16 protein-coding genes and 1 pseudogene are annotated in these 18,971 nt (G+C 66.3%); 4 read left to right on the top strand and 13 right to left on the bottom strand.

Annotation, left to right across the window (positions count from 1 at the left end; genetic code table 11):
* Positions 1 to 69 precede the first annotated feature (69 nt).
* The 5 genes from ON45_RS14670 to ON45_RS21640 all read right to left on the bottom strand — a co-directional run bounded on the left by ON45_RS14670 (position 70) and on the right by ON45_RS21640 (position 6,446).
* Entirely contained in the window at positions 70 to 972 is a 903-nt protein-coding gene (locus ON45_RS14670) for a cell division protein FtsX (RefSeq protein ID WP_040494747.1), read from the bottom strand.
* Positions 973 to 981: 9 nt separating this feature from the next.
* On the bottom strand, positions 982 to 1,659 hold the full coding sequence (ftsE, locus tag ON45_RS14665) for a cell division ATP-binding protein FtsE (RefSeq protein ID WP_040494746.1): 678 nt from the start codon (positions 1,657 to 1,659) through the stop codon (positions 982 to 984).
* Positions 1,660 to 1,755: 96 nt separating this feature from the next.
* Positions 1,756 to 2,859: a peptide chain release factor 2 gene (prfB, locus tag ON45_RS14660; protein ID WP_040494745.1), complete on the bottom strand. Its 1,104-nt coding sequence runs from the start codon at positions 2,857 to 2,859 to the stop codon at positions 1,756 to 1,758.
* 18 nt (positions 2,860 to 2,877) lie between these two features.
* Positions 2,878 to 5,733, bottom strand: a complete 2,856-nt coding sequence (gene secA, locus ON45_RS14655; protein WP_040494744.1) for a preprotein translocase subunit SecA — start codon at positions 5,731 to 5,733, stop codon at positions 2,878 to 2,880.
* Positions 5,734 to 5,810: 77 nt separating this feature from the next.
* Complete coding sequence (locus tag ON45_RS21640) at positions 5,811 to 6,446, bottom strand: ComF family protein (protein WP_148288707.1); 636 nt, start codon at positions 6,444 to 6,446, stop codon at positions 5,811 to 5,813.
* An 85-nt stretch (positions 6,447 to 6,531) separates the two neighbouring features.
* Between ON45_RS21640 and ON45_RS14645 the strand changes: the two genes are divergently transcribed.
* Together ON45_RS14645 and yczE are read left to right on the top strand one after the other, a co-directional pair.
* Positions 6,532 to 7,158 carry a lysoplasmalogenase gene (locus ON45_RS14645; RefSeq protein WP_051063115.1) on the top strand — a complete coding sequence of 209 codons (627 nt, stop codon included), beginning with the start codon at positions 6,532 to 6,534 and terminating at the stop codon, positions 7,156 to 7,158.
* A 72-nt stretch (positions 7,159 to 7,230) separates the two neighbouring features.
* The gene (gene yczE, locus ON45_RS14640) at positions 7,231 to 7,893 is read left to right on the top strand and encodes a membrane protein YczE (protein ID WP_040494743.1); all 663 of its coding nucleotides are present in this window, start codon (positions 7,231 to 7,233) and stop codon (positions 7,891 to 7,893) included.
* Positions 7,894 to 7,909: 16 nt separating this feature from the next.
* Here the strand turns inward: yczE and ON45_RS14635 are convergent, their stop codons facing one another.
* The 8 genes from ON45_RS14635 to ON45_RS23680 all read right to left on the bottom strand — a co-directional run bounded on the left by ON45_RS14635 (position 7,910) and on the right by ON45_RS23680 (position 17,330).
* The gene (locus tag ON45_RS14635; RefSeq protein ID WP_040494742.1) at positions 7,910 to 8,569 is read right to left on the bottom strand and encodes a hypothetical protein; all 660 of its coding nucleotides are present in this window, start codon (positions 8,567 to 8,569) and stop codon (positions 7,910 to 7,912) included.
* A gap of 115 nt (positions 8,570 to 8,684) precedes the next feature.
* Positions 8,685 to 9,500, bottom strand: coding sequence for a hypothetical protein (locus ON45_RS14630; RefSeq protein ID WP_148288706.1), 816 nt, complete (start codon positions 9,498 to 9,500; stop codon positions 8,685 to 8,687).
* Positions 9,501 to 9,655: 155 nt separating this feature from the next.
* Positions 9,656 to 11,134, bottom strand: a complete 1,479-nt coding sequence (gene ahcY, locus ON45_RS14625; RefSeq protein WP_051063114.1) for an adenosylhomocysteinase — start codon at positions 11,132 to 11,134, stop codon at positions 9,656 to 9,658.
* A 104-nt stretch (positions 11,135 to 11,238) separates the two neighbouring features.
* A complete protein-coding gene (locus ON45_RS14620; protein ID WP_040494740.1) occupies positions 11,239 to 11,475 on the bottom strand; it encodes a Trm112 family protein in 237 nt (78 codons plus the stop codon).
* A gap of 158 nt (positions 11,476 to 11,633) precedes the next feature.
* Positions 11,634 to 12,995 carry a phosphohexomutase domain-containing protein gene (locus ON45_RS14615; RefSeq protein ID WP_040494739.1) on the bottom strand — a complete coding sequence of 454 codons (1,362 nt, stop codon included), beginning with the start codon at positions 12,993 to 12,995 and terminating at the stop codon, positions 11,634 to 11,636.
* Between the two features lie 58 nt (positions 12,996 to 13,053).
* Entirely contained in the window at positions 13,054 to 16,074 is a 3,021-nt protein-coding gene (locus ON45_RS14610) for a putative glycosyltransferase family protein (RefSeq protein ID WP_148288705.1), read from the bottom strand.
* An 85-nt stretch (positions 16,075 to 16,159) separates the two neighbouring features.
* On the bottom strand, positions 16,160 to 16,876 hold the full coding sequence (locus tag ON45_RS14605; protein WP_040494737.1) for a CPBP family intramembrane glutamic endopeptidase: 717 nt from the start codon (positions 16,874 to 16,876) through the stop codon (positions 16,160 to 16,162).
* Positions 16,877 to 16,910: 34 nt separating this feature from the next.
* Positions 16,911 to 17,330 carry a DUF3499 family protein gene (locus ON45_RS23680; protein ID WP_083915019.1) on the bottom strand — a complete coding sequence of 140 codons (420 nt, stop codon included), beginning with the start codon at positions 17,328 to 17,330 and terminating at the stop codon, positions 16,911 to 16,913.
* Between the two features lie 227 nt (positions 17,331 to 17,557).
* Between ON45_RS23680 and ON45_RS14595 the strand changes: the two genes are divergently transcribed.
* The gene (locus ON45_RS14595) at positions 17,558 to 18,673 is read left to right on the top strand and encodes a serine hydrolase domain-containing protein (protein WP_040494736.1); all 1,116 of its coding nucleotides are present in this window, start codon (positions 17,558 to 17,560) and stop codon (positions 18,671 to 18,673) included.
* 79 nt (positions 18,674 to 18,752) lie between these two features.
* A pseudogene (locus tag ON45_RS23675) lies at positions 18,753 to 18,971 on the top strand (hypothetical protein); the annotation flags it as partial.

Raw genomic sequence — 18,971 nt, 5'->3', positions numbered from 1 at the left:
CTCGTGAACAGTTCGCGCACGGAGCGCGGGAACCGTTCACGAGTTGCCGCGTTGGGTGGGTCGGGGGCGTTACACGTCGAGGAAGCGGCTGGCGGCGATGCCGGAGCCGATGGCGCCGGCGACGGCACCGATGAGCAGCATGATCAACATGACCTGCTTGTCGTAACCGTTCGTGATCACCAGCGACGCGAACCCACTGTTCTCGGGGAAACCCTGGACGCCGCGCGTCCACTGCGAGTTCCAGATCCCGAGCCCCAGGCTCGCCAGCGCGCCACCGATCACCCCGTGCAGGAGTCCTTCGAGCATGAACGGGATCCGGATGAACCAGTCGGTCGCGCCAACCAGTTTCATCACCTCGATCTCGCGACGTCGCGCGAAGATCGCCGTTCGGATCGTGTTCCAGATCAGCAACACCGCGGCCACCAGGAGGAAGCCGGACAGCAGGAACAAGCGGAAGCCGAAGAACGACTGGAGCTGTTCGATCAGCGTGATCTGGTCCTCGGCGAACACGACTTCGAACACGCCGGGGCCACCGGCGAACTCGTCGGACACCTGGCGGAGCAGCGCCACGTCGGTCGCCTCGGTCGGAACCGCCTTGTACTGCGTCGGAATGTTCGACTCGTTGAGCAGGTCGCGCACACCGGGCTCGGCGGCGAGGACCCGCTCGCTCTCCGCGATCGAGCATTCGACGTCGCAGTAGGTCCACGACTCGATGAACTGACTGTTCTCGTTGAGACTGCTCTCGATCAGCGCCTTCTGGTCGTCGGACACGTCCGGACGCATGAAGATGATCATCTCGACGCCGCCCTCCCACTTGGAGAGCAGGTTGTCGAAGCCTTCCTGGCTGAGCAGTGTGAGCCCGACACCGAGCAGCGAGATCGCCGCGGTGATGATCGAGGCCACGGTCAACGTGGCGTTGCGTCGGAAGCTGTCGAAGGTCTCGCGGAAGATGTAGCGAAGTCGGGAGAGCATCAGGTCACCTCACTCATACACGCCGCGAGCCTGGTCGCGGACGATGATGCCTCGGTCGAGTTGGATCACGCGTTTGCGCATCGAGTTGACGATGCGTTGATCGTGCGTGGCCATGACGATGGTCGTTCCGGTCTTGTTGATTCGGTCGAGCAGACGCATGATGCCCTCGCCCGTGGCCGGGTCGAGGTTTCCCGTCGGCTCGTCGGCGAGCAGGATCAGCGGCCGGTTGACGAACGCCCGGGCGATCGACACGCGCTGCTGCTCACCACCCGACAGCTGGTTCGGCATCCGCTCTTCCTTGCCGGACAGGCCGACGAGGTCCAGTACGGCCGGGACCTGCTGACGGATCACGTGCTGCGGACGGCCGATGACCTCCTGAGCGAACGCGACGTTCTCGAACACGTTCTTCTCGAGCAGTAGTTTGTAGTCCTGGAAGATGTTGCCGATGTTGCGTCGCAGCATCGGGATGCGTCCGCTGGGGAGGTCGACGATGTTCCGACCGGCGACCCACACCGCGCCCTTCTCGGGGCGGTCCTGACGGTTCAGCAGCTTCAGGAGCGTGCTCTTGCCCGAACCCGACGGTCCGACCATGAAGACGAACTCGCCCTTGGCGACGTCGAAACTCGCGTCCTTGACCGCGACGACTTCGGCGGAGTAGCTCTTGGTGACGTTCTCAAGTCTGATCATGTGAAATCTCGCCCTGGTTGACGGGCTGGAACACGGTACCGCTCCAGTTGTTGTGCGCCGCGGCAGGTCGGCATGACGCGCGCCACCCGCGAACCGTCACTCGTCGTGGTTGGCCCGACGCTGTTGGAGAAAGCCCTCGATGAGGAAGTCGATGTCGCCGTCGAGAACACCCTGGACATTGGCCGTTTCGAGCTCGGTCCGCAGGTCCTTCACCATCTGGTACGGCTGCATCACGTAGCTGCGGATCTGGCTGCCCCAGCCGACCTGCGCCTGTTTGCCCGCGATCGAATCGAGCTCGGCTTGGCGATCTTCTTCGGCCTTCGCCGCGATCATCGCCGAGAGTCGATTCATCGCCCGTTCCCGGTTCTGGAGCTGGCTGCGCTCCTCCTGCGAACTCGAGACGAGCCCCGTGGGGTGGTGGATCAGCCGAACCGCGGATGATGTCTTGTTGATGTGCTGCCCGCCGGCGCCCGATGCGCGGAAGACCTGCATCTCGATGTCGGACTCGTCGATCTCCACGTCGACGTCGTCCATCAACGGCCACACCTGAACGGCCGCGAACGACGTCTGGCGCCGGCCCTGGTTGTCGAACGGGCTGATCCGCACGAGTCGATGGGTGCCGCGCTCGGCCGACATCAGTCCGTACGCGTAGCGACCCTGGATCGTGACCTCGGCCGACATGATGCCGGCCTCCTGGCCCTCGGACACGCCGTTGAGTGAGATCGTGAAACCGCGCCGCTCGCACCACTTCTCGTACATCCGCAGCAGCATCTCGGAGAAGTCCTGGGCGTCGACGCCACCGTCCTTTGCGTTGATCTGCACGATGCAGTCGGCGTCGTCGTGCTCGCCGGTGAACAAGCTGCGGAGTTCGAGCCGATCGAGTTCCGCGCTGATCGCTCCGATCTGCTGCTCGATGTCGGCCTCCTGCGACTCGTCGTCCTCGTCCCGTGCGAGCTCGTGCAAGACCTCGGCGTCGCCCAGCTGCTCGGCCAGGCGATCGAACGTGTCGAGGTCGTCCTTCAGGTTCGCGTACTCGCCGTTCAGCTTGCGTGCCCGATCCTGATCGTCCCAGAGCGCGGGGTCGGCGATCTCGGCTTCGAGGACCGCGAAGCGCTCGCGGTTGTCCGCGATCGCGAGGTAGTTCTCGGCCTCGTCGAGGCGACGTTGAACGTCGCGGATGTCAGGGGTGAAGTCGCGCATGAGGGAGAAATCGACGTCCTAGGCCGCGTGACAGTTCTTGAACTTCTTGCCGCTCCCGCACGGGCACGGGGCGTTCCGCGGGGTCTTGGAGAAGTCATCCTTGACGACCGTCTGCTGCTTGGTCGTGGTGTTGGGCGTCGCGGCAGCCGGCATGGCGCCCTCTCCACCCGTCGCTGCAGCCGAACGGTAGGAACTCGCGTCGACATCGTCGGACGAACTCGTGGTCATGTTGCTGACACCGGACTCCGCCGGCTCGATCGAACCGTTGTTGTTGACGTCGGCGGGATCGGCGACCGCAGCGCGTCCGTCGCTCGACCTCGGAGTTCCCGCAGCGTTCTGGACGACCTGGACGTGCATCACGTACTTCACGAAGTCCTGCGCGATCCCGGTCATCATCGACCCGAACATCTCGAAGCCCTCACGCTGCCACTCGGTGAGCGGGTCCATCTGACCCATCGCACGCAGGTTCACGCCGGTCTGGAGATAGTCCATCTCCTCGAGGTGTTCCCGCCAGCGCTGGTCGATGATCCGCAGCATCACCTGACGCTCGACCTGACGGAGGACGTCCTCGCCCAACTCAGCCTCGCGGCGCTCGTAGTGCGCAGTGGCGTCGGCCATCACCATGTCGTAGATCTCGTCGGTGTCGGCGCAGTCCTTCAGCTCGGCCTCACCAATCGAGTTCGGCCAGTAGAGCGTGAGTTCCTTGGCCAAACCGTCGAGATCCCACTCGTCGTCGGCCGCGGAGGCGCAGTGGGTCGCGATCAGCGCGTCGACCGCTTCGGCGAGGTACTCCATGCCGGCCGAACGCAAGTCCTCGCCGTCGAGGATCTGATCCCGGCGGCGGTAGATGATCTTGCGCTGCTCGTTCATCACCTCGTCGTACTTGAGGACGTTCTTACGGATCTCGGCGTTCTTCGTCTCGACGGTGGTCTGCGCCCGCTCGATCGCCTTGGTGACCATCTTCGCCTCGATCGCCTCGTCCTCGGGCAGGGCTCGGCCCATCACGAAGTTGAGCGCGCCCGTCGCGAACAGACGCATCAAATCGTCCTCGAGGCTGAGGAAGAACCGGGACGCACCGGGGTCACCCTGGCGTCCGGAGCGACCGCGGAGCTGATTGTCGATGCGGCGACTGTCGTGACGTTCGGAGCCGACGACGTAGAGACCGCCGAGCGCGCGCACCTTGTCGCCTTCGGCCTTGCACTCGGCGCTGTACTTCTCCAGCCGCTCCTTGTAGAGCGCCTGGGCCTCGGCTCGCTTCTCCTGATACTCCTCGGGCATCTGATCGAGTGGCATCGGCAACTCGAACTCGTGCGCGAGGTGGTCCTCTTCGTAGCCGCTCCGGAGCACGTCGGTACGGGCGAGACCCTCCGGGTTGCCACCGAGCAGGATGTCGACACCGCGACCGGCCATGTTCGTGGCGACCGTCACGGCGCCGAGACGTCCCGCCTGGGTGACGATCTCGGCCTCGCGAGTGTGCTGCTTCGCGTTCAAGACCTCGCAGGGGATCCCCCGCTGGTCGAGCAGGCGACCGAGTTTCTCGGAGCGGCCGACGCTCGCGGTACCGACGAGGATCGGCTGGCCGTTCTCGTGGCGCTCCTGGATGTCGTCGATGATCGCGTTGAACTTCGCGTCCTCCGACTTGTAGATCAGGTCGGCCTCGTCGTCGCGGATGACCGGCATGTTGGTCGGGATCGGCACGACGCCGAGCCCGTAGGTGTTCATCAATTCCGCCGCTTCGGTCTGCGCGGTTCCGGTCATCCCGGCGAGCTTCTCGTACAGCCGGTAGTAGTTCTGCAGCGTGATCGTGGCGAGGGTCTGGTTCTCCTCCTTGATCTTCACGCCTTCCTTGGCCTCCACGGCCTGGTGGATACCTTCGGACCAGCGGCGACCTTCGAGGATGCGACCGGTGAACTCGTCGACGATCTTCACCTCGCCGCCCTGCACGATGTAGTCCTTGTCGCGCTTGTAGATCTCCTTGGCCTTCAGGGCCACGGTGAACTGGTGGACGAGGTTCGCCTGCACGTTGTCGTAGAGGTTGTCGACGTCGAGTGCCGACTCGACCTTCTCGATGCCCTGCTCGGTCGGCACGACGACCCGCTTGTCCTCTTCGAACTCGTAGTCCTCGTCACGCTTGAGCGAGCGGACGATCGAGGCGAAGCGGTAGTAGAGCTTCGCCGCGTCGGCGACTCGTCCCGAGATGATCAACGGGGTACGGGCCTCGTCGATGAGGATCGAGTCGACCTCGTCCACGATGCAGAAGTTGTGTCCACGCTGCTGAACCTTGGCGTCCTTGCTCGCTGCCATGTTGTCGCGCAGGTAGTCGAAACCGAGCTCGTTGTTCGTGCCGTACGTGACGTCCGCGGCGTACGCCGCGCGCTTGTCGGCGGGCGTGGCGCCCCGGCCGGGAAGGATCAGGCCGACGTCCATCCCGAGGAAGCGGTAGATCCGACCCATCAACTCCGACTGGTACTGCGCGAGGTAGTCGTTGACCGTGACGAGGTGGACGCCCTGGTTCGTGAGGGCATTGAGGTACACGGGGGCGGTCGAGGTGAGGGTCTTGCCCTCACCGGTCTTCATCTCGGCGACCCACCCGAAGTGGAGCGCAGCGCCGCCCATCAGCTGCACGTCGAAGTGGCGTTGGCCGAGCACGCGGTCGGCGGCTTCGCGGGTGACGGCGAACGATTCGACGAGGAGTTCGTCGAGTTCGGCGCCGTTGTCGATGCGTTGACGGAACTCGGCGGTCTTGGCGGTGAGCTGCTCGTCGCTGAGCGCGCTCACCTCGCTCTCGAGGGCGTTGATCTCGGGCACGATGCCCTGGAGTGCCTTCAGCTTCTTGCCTTCACCGGCGCGGAGGATGCGGTCGAGGATTCCCATGCGACCGACCATGCTACCGGCGCGACCCCACCCGAACCGGGCCGCCCGGGAGGGTGGCCGATGGAGCGAACAGCGCGTCAGGCTGCGCTTGCGGCGGCATGTCGCCGCATCGGCACCACCTCGGCGATCCGACGATCCGGAGTGGATGCGACGGCGGCGAGACACGCCACGGCACCCCGATCTCCCAGCGCCGCCGCCGCCGCTCCGAGCGTCGATCCGGTGGTGACCACGTCGTCGACGACGAGCACGCGCACGCCGTCGAGGCCCGGACGAGCGACGAACGTCGGGCCGTCCAGACGCTCCGCTCGCGTCCGGCCGGTCTGCGACGCCGATGCATCCCGATCGAGCAAGCGACGGCACGGCACACCGAGCTGACGGGCGACGGCGCGTGCCAACAGCTCGCCCTGATCGAACCCGCGCTCCCGACGCCGTTTCGTGCTGGTGGGCGCCCACGTGACCATGTCGACGTCGTGCTGGGCCCTGGTCTCGATCAGACGATTCACGATCAACCCGGCGAGATGACGGCTGACCGCGCGCCGGTTGCGGTACTTCCAGCCCAGCACGATGCTGCGCGCCCGGCCGGTGAACGGGACGGCGGAGATCACACCGTGGGGCGACGGTCGCGGGGCGGGTCCGAGCAGGGCGAACCGACACGTGGTGCAGATCGGCGCTCCGGGCTTGTCACATCCGGCGCAACGTGTTTCGAAGATCATGGGCTCCACTCAAGCGTGGGGGTACCTCAGAGTTTCTCGAGCCCTCTGAGCTGGGGCGACGCGAGTCACGGCTACCATCCGCACGATGGCGGTCGCAGTCCTGTCGTGCATCGCCGTGGTGTGCATGCTGATCGATTGGTGGGCGGTGCACACCGATCACCGAAGCGTGGAGCGATTCGCCAAGCCCGCGGTGATGCTTGCGCTGATCGGCGTCACTCTCGTGGCCGATCTGGACCCCACGTCGCTCCGACCGTGGATCGTCGGCGCTCTCGTGTTCGGGCTGATCGGAGATGTCGCGCTCCTTCCCCACGTCGACCGATTCCTCGCCGGTCTCGCGGCCTTCCTCGTCGGACACGTCCTCTACATCGCGGCGTTCGTCACCATCTCGTCGTCGACTCCGTGGATTCTGGTGGGCGTCGTCGGGCTCGCAGCGGTGGTCTGGGTGTTCGGCCTTCCGATCGAACGAGCATTGCGCGGCGAGCCGATGCGGGTCCCCGTCCTCGCCTACGTCGCGGTCATCGGAGCCATGATCATCGCCGGTTCCGCGACCGGGCGCTGGCCGATCGTGATCGGCTCACTGGCGTTCGCCGCGTCCGACGGACTGATCGGGGTCGGCAAGTTCGTGCAACCCGCAGCCGACCGTCGCATCCCGATCATGACGCTGTATCACCTCGGCCAGGGACTCATCGTGGTCGGCTGCATCGCCGGCTGAGTGGCATCGCCGCCACCACCTCCGCCCGACGATCCACGCGGCAGTGGGACCGCCGGTCCGTAGTCTCACGGGGTGTTCGATTCCCCACTGGCGCGACGCTTCGTCCCGCGGGACCAGCCCGTCGAACGGATCGTTCGGTGCATGGTGGGCCTGATCCTGTTCGGCGTGGGGATCACCCTGCTCATCGCGAGCGACCTCGGCGCGGCACCGTGGGACGTGTTCCACACCGGGGTGAGCGAGCTGACCGGAATCTCCACCGGCAACGTCATCATCATCGTGGGTGTCCTGTTGCTGTTGCTGTGGATCCCGCTGCGTGAGCAACCGGGACTCGGCACGATCCTCAACGCGTTCGTGATCGGAATCGTCGTGGACATCACGCTGCCACTGGTCGACGGTGTCGATTTCGTGGTCGTCCGCGTCGTGATGATTCTCGGCGGTGTCGTGATCGTGGCGATCGGATCCGGCTTCTACATCGGCGCCGGACTCGGGCCGGGGCCGCGCGACGGGTTGATGACCGGGCTCGCCCGTCAGTCGATCGCCGGCCACTCGATCTCGATCCGAGCGGCACGCACCGGTGTCGAGGTGATCGTGCTGCTGATCGGCATCGCCCTCGGTGGTGCGATGGGCATCGGCACCGTGGTGTTCGCGCTCGCGATCGGGCCGCTCGCGCAGATCTTCATCCCGCCGCTCAGCATGTCCGACCCGGTGGAAACCACCGCCCCCGTCCCCCGCTGACGTCGGGCTTCCGGGATCAGCCGCAGTACTGGGACACCCGAGCCTCGGCCTCCGACCGCTCCGACTCGCGACGCGACCGCTCATCGGAGGCAGCGCCTGCCTCGGCGCGCGCTCTCGTTCCCGCGTTGGACGCCTCGGAGAGCTGACCCTGCAGTTCGGAGATCCGGGACTCCTGCTCTTGGACGACATTGCGATTCTGTTCGATCCGGCCGGTGAGCGACTCGATCGAACTCTCGAGCGACGACACCTTGCCTTCGAGCTCGCGCACGCGATCAGGTCCCGAGACATGCGCCTCCCACCCGATCGGCTGGACCCCCTCCTGTGCGTCCCGCAGGTCGGAACGCGCCTGTTCGAGATCGCTTCGTGCCGTGCTCAGCTGATCTCGTTTGGCGTCGCGTTCACGGACCGCCGACTCGACGTTCGAACGCGCCTCGGATTGCGTCGATGCAGCCATGCTCAGCCACTCCTCGATCCGACCGACCCGCTCGTCGGCGTCGGCGGCACGAGACTTCGAGCTCGCGATGTGCTCGTTCAGTACCTCGATCTGATCGCTGGCCGCCGCTCGGTCGCGCTGCGCGGCTTCACACTTCGCCCGGCGCTCCTCGCGTCGGCGCTCCTCCTCTTCGCGCTGGCGCTGCTCCTCTTCGAGGCGTTGTTGTTCGTCGTAGTCCGTCATTGTTCGACCCTCCCGGTCCGCCGGCCACCCCCGGCAGGGCCGCGACCCGCTGTCACGACGACGACGAGTATCGCGAACTTCCGCGCTCGGTGCGGACGATTTCGCACCCGCTCGGTCAGTAGCGACGTCCCTGGATCATGCGCAGGAACTGCTCGTGCTGCTTGTCCATGGCGTCGCGGCGGTCCTTCATGAGCTTCTCGTGGATCTTGCGCTCGTAATCCCGGGTCTCCTGCAGGAGCTTGCGCCGATCTTCCTCGCGACGTTTCGCCGCTGCCGCGTCACCGGGCTTGGCGAACATCGCCGCGAACCCGGTCGGGCGCTCGACCCCGGCCTCGCGCCACGCCTGGTCCTCCTTCTCACGCGCCGCGGCCTCTTGGTCGAGTTCGCGCTGTCGCCGCTCCAGAGCGTCACGCAGACCGAGGATCGCGGATTTCTGCGACCTGATCGTCTGGAGCTTTTCGCGGGCGATCGCCTCGAACATCGGCTGACCGGCGATCTGTTTGAGCACGGCACAGCGATCGAGCCCGGCCGCGATCACCTCGAACGCGCCAGTGAGGGCCGGGGACTCCGCTCGGGACGGGTCGGGCACGAGATCGTCGACCTGCTCGGCGACGTCGAGAGCGACGTTCTCGTCCGGGAACATCGACAGGAGGACGTCGGGCTCGAACGACGCGTACGCGTCGCGCAGCGCCTGACTCGGCTCACTCGACACCGCATCGGGCTCCCTGCCCTGCGCGGACAGTCCGCCGGCCAACACCCAGTCGGCGAGCCCGTCGTTCGCCCAGTCCTCGTCCGGGTCGTCGACCTCCGTGTCACCGGACGCCATGCGCTCCGTCGCCACGTCGGCCGCAGCGCCCGCGTCATCGAACCACGTCTGCTTCATCCGTTCCAACAGCTCGCGACGTTCCCCATCGCTCTTCGCCCCGCTCACGTCCGCACCCTCCGTTCCGTCGGCATCATCTGCCGGCGTCGTGGCAGACGCCACGACGCCGCCAGTGTCGCGAACCTCGCCGACCTCGTCAACGAGCGAACCGTCGTCACCTCGCTCGAGCGTTGCGCTGCGTGTTCGACACGCAGCGCAACGGCTCAGTAGCGGTAGTTCTCGGGCTTGTAGGGGCCCGAGGGGTCGATGTCGAGGTACTCGGCCTGCTCGTCGGTGAGCTGCGTGAGCTTCACGCCGAGCGCATCGAGGTGGAGTCGGGCGACCTTCTCGTCGAGATGCTTCGGCAGCACGTACACGTCGAGCGGGTACTGGTCGGTGTTCTTCCACAGTTCGATCTGGGCGAGCACCTGGTTGGTGAACGAGCACGACATCACGAAGCTCGGGTGACCGGTTGCGCACCCGAGGTTCACGAGACGACCCTCGGCGAGCACGATGATCTGGTTGCCGTTCTCGAAGCGCCACACGTCGGTGCCGGGCTTCAGCTCGTCGCGAGTCGCACCGGAGCGGGCGAGGCCGGCCATGTCGATCTCGTTGTCGAAGTGGCCGATGTTGCAGACGATCGCATTGTGCTTCATCTGCGCCATCTGCTCGGCGGTGATCAGGTTGAAGTTGCCGGATGCGGTGACGAAGATGTCGATGTCGCCGATGCAGTCTTCCAGCGGCATCACCTGGATGCCCTCCATCGCAGCTTGCAGCGCGTTGATCGGGTCGATCTCGGTGACGATCACGCGGGCGCCCTGGCCCTGCAACGACTGCACGCACCCCTTGCCGACGTCGCCGTAGCCGAGGACGAGCGCGGTCTTGCCGCCGATCATCACGTCGGTCGCGCGCGAGATCGAGTCGACGAGCGAGTGCCGGCAGCCGTACAGGTTGTCGAACTTCGACTTCGTGACCGAGTCATTGACGTTGATCGCCGGGAAGATCAACTCGCCCTTGCGCATCATCTCGTAGAGGCGATGCACGCCGGTGGTGGTCTCCTCGGTGACGCCCTTGATGTGACTCGCCATGCGGGTCCATTTGCCCGGGTCCGCTTTCAGTGTCCGCTGGAGCAGGCCGAGCACGATCGCGAACTCGGCGCTCGCCGCTTCGGTCGGGTCGGGAACCTCACCGGCCTTCTCGAACTCGACGCCCTTGTGCAGCAGCATCGTGGCGTCGCCGCCGTCGTCGAGGATCATGTTCGGACCGTCGTACTTCGTGCCGTCGGGGGCGTCGGGCCACGTCATCATCTGGTCGGTGCACCACCAGTACTCCTCGAGCGTCTCGCCCTTCCAGGCGAAGACGGGGACACCGTCGGGGTTCTCGACCGTTCCGTTCGGGCCGACGACGACCGCCGCTGCGGCATGGTCCTGGGTGGAGAAGATGTTGCAGCTCGCCCAGCGCACCTCGGCACCGAGCGTGGTCAGCGTCTCGATGAGGACGGCGGTCTGGATCGTCATGTGGAGCGATCCGGAGATCCGCGCGCCGGCGAGGGGCTTGGAGTCGCCGTACTCCTTGCGGAGCGCCATCAGGCCGGGCATCTCGTGTTCGGCGAGCAGCATCTCCTTGCGGCCGTAGCCGGCGAGCGACAGGTCGGCGACGCGCCAGTCCTTGCGGGCGGCGAAGGTGGACGTGGATTCGGACATGGTGAAACCTCCGGTGGTTCGTGTGAGTCGAACCGGGCCGGGACCATCAGGTCCGGGTCAGCAAACAGCCCAGTAGCCCTGAGCCTACCGATCGCGCCGCGACGTCAGGCGTCGAAGGTCGGCGTGAGGCCGGACGACTCGATCACGCCCATGATCCGCTCGTGCTCGGCGGTGTCGACGTTGCGCGCCTCGTCGATGAGCATCACCGGGATGTCGTCACGTACTTCGTAGACCCGCTGCAGCCGCGGGTTGTAGAGCAGGTCTTCGGCCTCGACGTAGTACAGCGGACCCTTGTCTTCGGGGCACGCAAGGATGTCGAGCAGATCGGTGGAGAGCGTCATCGGGAGTCCTTCGGAGAATGTCGGTCGGCGATCGCATGCTACTGCCGGGTCCATCCGCGTTTGCGTGGTACTTCTGGTCGGACGTCCGACCAGAAGTGCAACGCAAACGGGGTGGGCGGCGTGTGGGGTCGGGCGGTGCTGGACGGAGTGAGCCGGCGTCAGACCGTGATCAGAGCGAGGAGCTCGGCGACCCGATCGTCACACGACGAGCGGTTCGCGGCTTCCAGGTTCAGCCGGAGCAACGGTTCGGTGTTCGACGGCCGCAGGTTGAACCACCAGTCGCCACAATCGACCGTGAGGCCGTCGAGGTCGTCCTGGGGATACTGGTCGTACTCACCGCTGATGCGGTCGATCACCGCGGCCGGGTCGTCGACCTGGGTGTTGATCTCGCCGCTCGTCGAATACCGCTCGAACGGTGTCCGCAGTTCCGAGAGCTTGGTCCCCGAGCGGCCGACCTCGGCCATGACCATCAACGACGCGATCAGCCCGCTGTCGGCGTTGAAGTTGTGCGCGAAGTAGTAGTGCGCCGAGTGCTCGCCGCCGAACAACGCACCGGTCTCGGCCATCGTCTGCTTGATGTACGAATGCCCGACGCGAGTGCGCACCGGAGAGCCGCCACGCTCCTCGATGACCTCGGGAACCGTGCGCGAACAGATCAGGTTGTGCAGGATCGTGGCCCCCGGATGTTGACGCAACGTCGCTGACGCGAGGAGCGCGGTCGTCGTGGACCCGCTCAAGCCCTTGCCGTTCTCATCGACCACGAACACCCGGTCGGCATCTCCGTCGAACGCCAGGCCGATGTCGAAGCCGCCGGACACGACCCGCGCGCGCAGATCTCGCTGGTTCGCCGGCTGCAACGGATCGGCGGGATGGTTCGGAAACGTGCCGTCGAGCTCCGGGTACATGATCTCGAACTCGACACCCTCGAGCCGTTCGAGCACGGCCGGAACCACGAGGCCACCCATTCCGTTCGCGGTGTCGGCAACGACTCGGAGCCGGCCGATGTCGGCGGTGTCCACGAACGACAGGACGTGCTCGACGAAGTCGTCGAGCAGCGACATCTCGGTCCGCTCTCCCGAACCGTCGAGCGCCGGAGGCGGTGACCCGTCGAGCACCTGCTGGGCGGTTGCCTTGATCTCGGCGAGCCCAGTGTCGGCACCGATCGGTCGGGCGCCGGCGAGGCACAGCTTGATGCCGTTGTAGCCAGCGGGGTTGTGCGACGCCGTGAACATCGCACCGGGAACGTCGAGCGTGCCGGACGCGAAGTACATCAGGTCGGTCGACGCCAGGCCGATGTCGACGACGTCGATGCCGTTCTCCGTCACTCCCGACGTGAACGCGCCGACGAGGCCGGGACCGGAGGGACGCATGTCCCGCGCGATCACCACCCGCTGGGCACCGTGGGAGTGGACGAAGCGGGCGAATCCGACTCCGAGGGCGTGCGCGACGTCTGCATTGAGTTCGTCGTGAACGGTTCCACGAATGTCGTACGCCTTGACGATGTGGTCGAGGACTGACATGACGCTGGGCAACGCTACCGGGACTCGCGACGGTCGTCTGCCGTCTTCCCCGGAGCCCTCAGTTCGTGGTCGGGTTCTCGCGGGTCTCGTCGTCGCGCTCGGAGTCGTCGGACACGGCATCGTCGGACTCGGGTTCGATCGGCTCGGGGAAGTCCGCGATGAGCATCGACGGCTGGGCCGGTGTCGGATCCATGAGCGACGCATCGGAGTCGTTCGGGGAAGCGGGTTGGACTGTCGATCCGGCATCATCGAGCGCGTTCAACCGGGACAACGGTCCGTTGCTCTCCTGATCGGCGTCCGGATCGGACCACGTGTGCTCGGCGGGGACGGTCGGTTCGTCGTCGGCACGCTTGCGGCGACGGAAGCCGGGGCGGACGTCGGCGTACTGGAGATCGCCCTGGCGGCGCCAGACGAAGCACAGCCCGATGCCGATCGCGGTGAGCAGGTAGAAGAACCAGTCGAGCGCGGTGTGCGAGTCGTAGCTCAACTTCACGTCGGTTTCGGTCGGGATGACGATCATCTGATTCGCGCCGGCCCGGTACGGGCCCTCGGCTCCCGACACGGTCCAGTTCGGGAAGTAGCTCACCTTCACCAGCACGGGAACCCCGACTTCGTCGACGCTGAACTCGACCGACTCCTCCCCGATCACGACGTCGCTGACGGTGGCCTCGGGAAGTTGCGTCGGCGTGATGGGCGGGCTGGGTTCGACGTAGTCGACCTTGCGCGACTGGTCGTCGAACGGCTCGATGCGCTGGTCCTCGACGATCGACGCCTCGACCCGTTGCCACTCTTGGGGACCGTCGTCGACCGGAATGGCCGGCCACGCATCCCGGTTCTGGAACCAACTGGTACCGAGTTCGAGATTGCGCTCACGGGCGTCACCCGGCTTGTACCACTCGTCGTCGGCCTGATCGACGACGACCGGCTCGACCGTCAACGGCTCGACGATGTTCGAGTCCTGGACCTCGTAGATGTCCCAGGTTCCCGACGTGCCGACCAGGGCCAGATCGTCGGTGGTCGATGCCTCGTTCTTGGCCGGGTCGGTGCGGACCATCAGATAGCGGACGCCAAGGTCCTGCATGTGTTCCACCCCGACCTCGGCGTCGTTGTTGGTGTAGCGGAGTTGGCGAACCGGATTCGAGGAACTCTCCGAGACGGCTGCGGCGGTGAGGAAGTGATAGTTCGTCGACGCGGTCGCCTCGAAGAACAGCCCTTCCATCGAGGCGATGCAGCCATCGGTCCAGTGCGGTAGGAGCATCAACGCCATCGTCGTGCCGTACTCGCTGTTGGCCGAGTTGTTCTCCCAGATCGCCCGGCCACACCCGCGGTCCTGGCCGACATCGTCCATCGTGGTGATCAGGTCGTGGTAGGCGGGATACGCAGGTCGACCCTCGTACCCGCGGAAGTTGTAGCGCGACCAGCCATCGGCGACCGCACGACCACTCTCGGCACCCTTGCGGAACGGCCCCCACGCGTAGGCCGACACGGCAGCCTCCTCGTCGGTCGCCTCGGTGATGACGGCCCGACCGTCGAAGGGCAGCACCTCGTACATCCAGCCGAAGACGAGCAGGATCGAGACGCCGACGACACTGAACGCGCCGGCGCTCTCGTAGGCGTCGAGTCGGCGCCCGGCGGTCCGCTGCCGAACCGCGTTGATGATCAGCGAGATCACCTCGAACGCACCGGCCACCATCAGCAGGTAGCGGGTGAGGTACACGAACGGCAGCAGGCGCGGATTCCACAGCAGACCGATCACGGGGAGGCTGTCCCGCGTGATGTAGACGCCGATCACGAACGCGATGCAGATGAAACCGATCGCGGCACCGGTGAGCTGGCGGCGCATCACGAACGCCGCGAACCCGATGACGGCCAGGGTCGTGATGATGATGTCGAGCGCCGGCGTCAGCGGGAAGAACATGTCCCAGAACGAGTCCGTCGAACTGTTCGGCCGGAACCCGTACTTCATGTCGGTCATGAACTCGTGACCGAACAGGAACGGACCGACCCACCATGCGGACAGGAGCAGCGTGGTGACGCCCACGGTCACCGCATAGAAGAGGCGGGACAGATCGAGCCACACGAGGCAGATGATCAGTGCCGCGACGGCGACGAAGATCAGCACGATCCCGTGGGACACCGCGGCGAGCGACAGCACCACCGCTGCCCACACGCGGAACCGGCCGGTCCGCAGCCCGTGCGCGAGCAGCCCGAGGCCGAGCATGGCGAGCGTGAGCGCGATCGAGAACGAGTACTCCCCGGCCATCGTCGATTTGACGTTGCCGCCGTAGATCTCGAAGCTCTCATCGAGCAGGAAGCACAAACCGCCGAAGGCGAAGAGCTCGGGAATCGGATGGCGGAACGCAGCGAGCCGACCGAACGCCCAGCAGGCCGCCGGGAACGTGACGAGCCCGGAGACGGCGACGATCTTGAACGCGATGCCGTACGGCAGGATCACGTCGAGCGCCACGATCGCGAGCGCCGGGATCACCATGTAGAAGCGGTACAGGGGCAGCCCGCCGTACCAGTCCATCGTCCAGCCGCTGAGCTGACCGCTGGGCAGGAAGTTGTCGCGCAGGAACGCCGGCGCCCAGACGTGGGCGCCCATGTCGCCGCCGGTCGGCGTGTTGTTGTCGAGGATCAGGTCCTGGCCGCCGAGCCCCGGGAACGGAGCGAAGTGCACGACCCGCATGATGATCACGGTGGTGACGGTGAGCGCGGTACTCGTGACGAGCAGCCGAACGATGCGCTCGTTCGTCCACGGCCGGTTCCACCAACCCACGGGACGCCGGACGATCCGGGCGCCGACCCGTTTCCAGAGCGACGCCTTCGCGGCGGTCGCGACTGTGTCGGACTCGTGATCGTCGACGTCGCCCGCGGACGATTCGTCGTCGGCCGGGGCCTCCGGTTCCGACTCCGTGTCGGAGTCGGTCTCGATCAGCGTGTCGGTGGCGACGCCGGCCGGTTCGGCTGCGGCATCGTCGTCGCCGTAACGCTCGTCGAACCACGACCCGAAGTCCTCGTCGTCGGATTCGTGGGCGTCGTCAGCCGAACCATCGGCATTGCGAAGATCATCGGTCACGATCGGCACCCATCACAGTCGGTCCATTCTGACAAAGGCGGGTGCGCCGGCCGGGTCACTCCACCAGAAACCGCAGCGGTTCGGGTCACAGCGCCAACACCAATCCGGTCGCGTTGAACCCGACGTGCGCGGCGACCGCGGCACCGATCCGACCGGTCCGCCACGCCAACACTCCGAACACCAACCCGGCGGCGAACAGCCCGGGGTATTCCACCGGGCGGAAGTGCACCAGCGCGAAGACGAGCGCGACACCGGTCACCACCGCCCACGGGGGGAAATCGTCGAGCAGCGGTCGTTGGAGGAGACCGCGGTAGACGACCTCCTCCACGATCGGGGCGCCGAAGACGACCAGCACGAACAACAACACGATCATCGCGCCATCGGCACGATCAACGAGGTCCTCGGCCGTCTCGGACAGCGCGGCATCGTCGAACGTGGCCGGCCAGAGTTCGCGAAGTGGGAAATAGAGGGCGGGGATGAGGAACAGCTGGCTGACGACACCGATCGGAACACCGACGAGATCGATCGGCCGGGCCCGCAACGCGAAGTCGTCGACCGGGTGACCCGTGCCGAGATTCCGCGACGTCAGCCACGTCCCGAGGAGGAAGACCGACCAGCCGACGACGAGCGACACGGCCAGCACGGGGATCGGCTGTGGATCGGCGTCGCCGCCGAGCAGCAGGGCGATCGAGGACGCGAATCCGGCCGCGAACCAGGTCAGCACGAACGCGATGACACCCGGAAGGGCACCATGGTCCGCGTTGCCCTCGTTGGCACCGGCCCGTCCGGCGTGCGTCGACACGGCGGCGAACGCTACCGGCGACCGTGACGAACGCTCAGACGGCGATCAACGCCCCGCGGCGCACGCCGCGGCGGTCGTCGAGATGCCAGCCCTGTGGGACCGACAGCCGCTCGGCGTGACGATCGCACATGTCGTACATGTGCGGCTCGCGCTCGGGCGAGAGGTAGTCGATCCAGACCTGTGACTGGCCGTAGTGGTAGCTGAGCGTCACCGCAGCTGCGTCGGAGCAGCCGGATCGCGAGCACTGTCGCTCGGTGATGCTGGGCCGCTGGATCTGCGTGGAGATGTCGGGTGCCGGCCACGAGCGGCTCCGCCCGATGACCACGCCGTCGTCGCCGTCCTGAGCATCGCGCGCTCGAGCAGCATCGGGGTGGTCGGCGTCGTCATCGACGGTTCTGCCGACCAGTCCTCGTGCGATCTGGTCGAAGAGTGATGATCCGGCCCCTGCGTCCATCCGAAAAACGTAAACGACCGCGTTCGCGCCGTGGTGGATGGTCAAGATGGATGGTCGAGAGCCGGTCCGCCCCGGTTCCGACGTCTGCCAGTGCGTCCGACGGCAACGGCCCGTGGTGCCGGAGGCGTCCGCGCTACTGTCCGACCTGTACCGAACCGTTCATTTCATCTTCGGCGCGCACGGGCGTCGGCCGACTTCAGCCAACCCGAGAATCCGAGAGGAACCCGATGCCGCGCCAGAGAGTCCGAGATGCGACCGCACTGGTGATCGTCCTCGGAGCCGTCGTCCTCGGATGCGGGAGCGACTCCGCGTCCACCGAGCGCGAGGACACGATTGCCGCGCTGGCCGACGCGGTGACCGAAGAGATGGAGCGCACCGGTGCCCCGGGGATGGAGGTCGCCGTCAGGTTCGGAGACGGCGAGGAGTGGATCGAGCAGTTCGGGATCGGTGACGTCGAATCCGGTACCGAAGTCGCGGGCGGCATGACCTGGCCACTGCGCTCCGTCACGAAGTCCTTCGTCGTCGACGTGCTGCTGGAACTCGCCGATGAAGGCGTCGTCTCGCTCGACGACACCGTCGATGAGTACGTCGACGGCGTCGAGGCAGACACCGACATCACGCTGCGTGAACTCGCCGACATGTCGAGCGGACTGCCGGAGTACGCCAACGAGAAGTTCGTCACCGCATTCCTGGACGACGTGAGCCGAAGCTTCACCGACGAGGAGCTGCTCGCGTTCGTCGACGGCGACCCACTCGACTTCGAGCCGGGGACCGAGCACGTGTACGTCAACACCAACACCTTGCTCGTCGGCATGATCGTCGCAGCGGCCACCGACGAGAGCGTCGGCGACCTCCTCCGGTCGCGCATCTTCGACCCACTCGGCCTCGAGACGGCGCTGTACGCGCCGACGGCAAGCGACATCGCCGGCTCCGTGCCGACCGGCTACCAGTCCAACGATGGAGCGCTCGTCGAAGCTCCGCTGACGTTCGGCGTGTTCGGTGGGTCCGGCGCCATGGCGGCGACGATCGAGGACCTTCTCGCATGGGGGCCCGTGCTCGCGGACGGCGGGCTGCTGGCCGACGGCGGCGACGAGCAGCGATCGATCGCACGACCGCTCGACGCCGGTCCCGAGTACGACTCGTACGGCCTCGGCATCGGTCACATCGATGGTTGGTGGGGCCACACCGGTGAAGGTCTCGGATACACCGCGCTCGTCATGTCCGACACCGAGAGCGGCATGACCGTCGCCGTCGTCACCAACATCTCGGATCTCGCCGACGACGAGCACCTGCCGACCACCCTGTTCCGCCGATTCGCGACCATTCTCGGAAACGACACGTGAACAGGAGTTCGCGTCCCCGACCGTCTTCGGGCCCACCCATCGACATCGACCAGCGAAGACGCTGGACACCACGACAGGAATGACCACCATGCACCCAACGACGACGAGCGGAACGGCGACCGCCATTCGGTCCACGAACGAGTCTCCGCTGCGAGGGCGTCGATCCGCTCCGCACCTCACGCGTGCACTCGCCACCGTCGCCGTGTTCGCGCTCGCCGCCTGCGCCTCGGACGGCGACGACAGCGCCTCGACCGCCGCGCCGGTGGAGACCACGAGCGGTGACGACACCGCGCCGGAG

The organism is Ilumatobacter nonamiensis YM16-303, from assembly GCF_000350145.1.
Lineage (GTDB): Bacteria > Actinomycetota > Acidimicrobiia > Acidimicrobiales > Ilumatobacteraceae > Ilumatobacter_A > Ilumatobacter_A nonamiensis.
The sequence above is the reverse complement of the archived record's forward strand: the minus strand, read 5'-3'. Positions and strand labels throughout refer to the sequence as shown.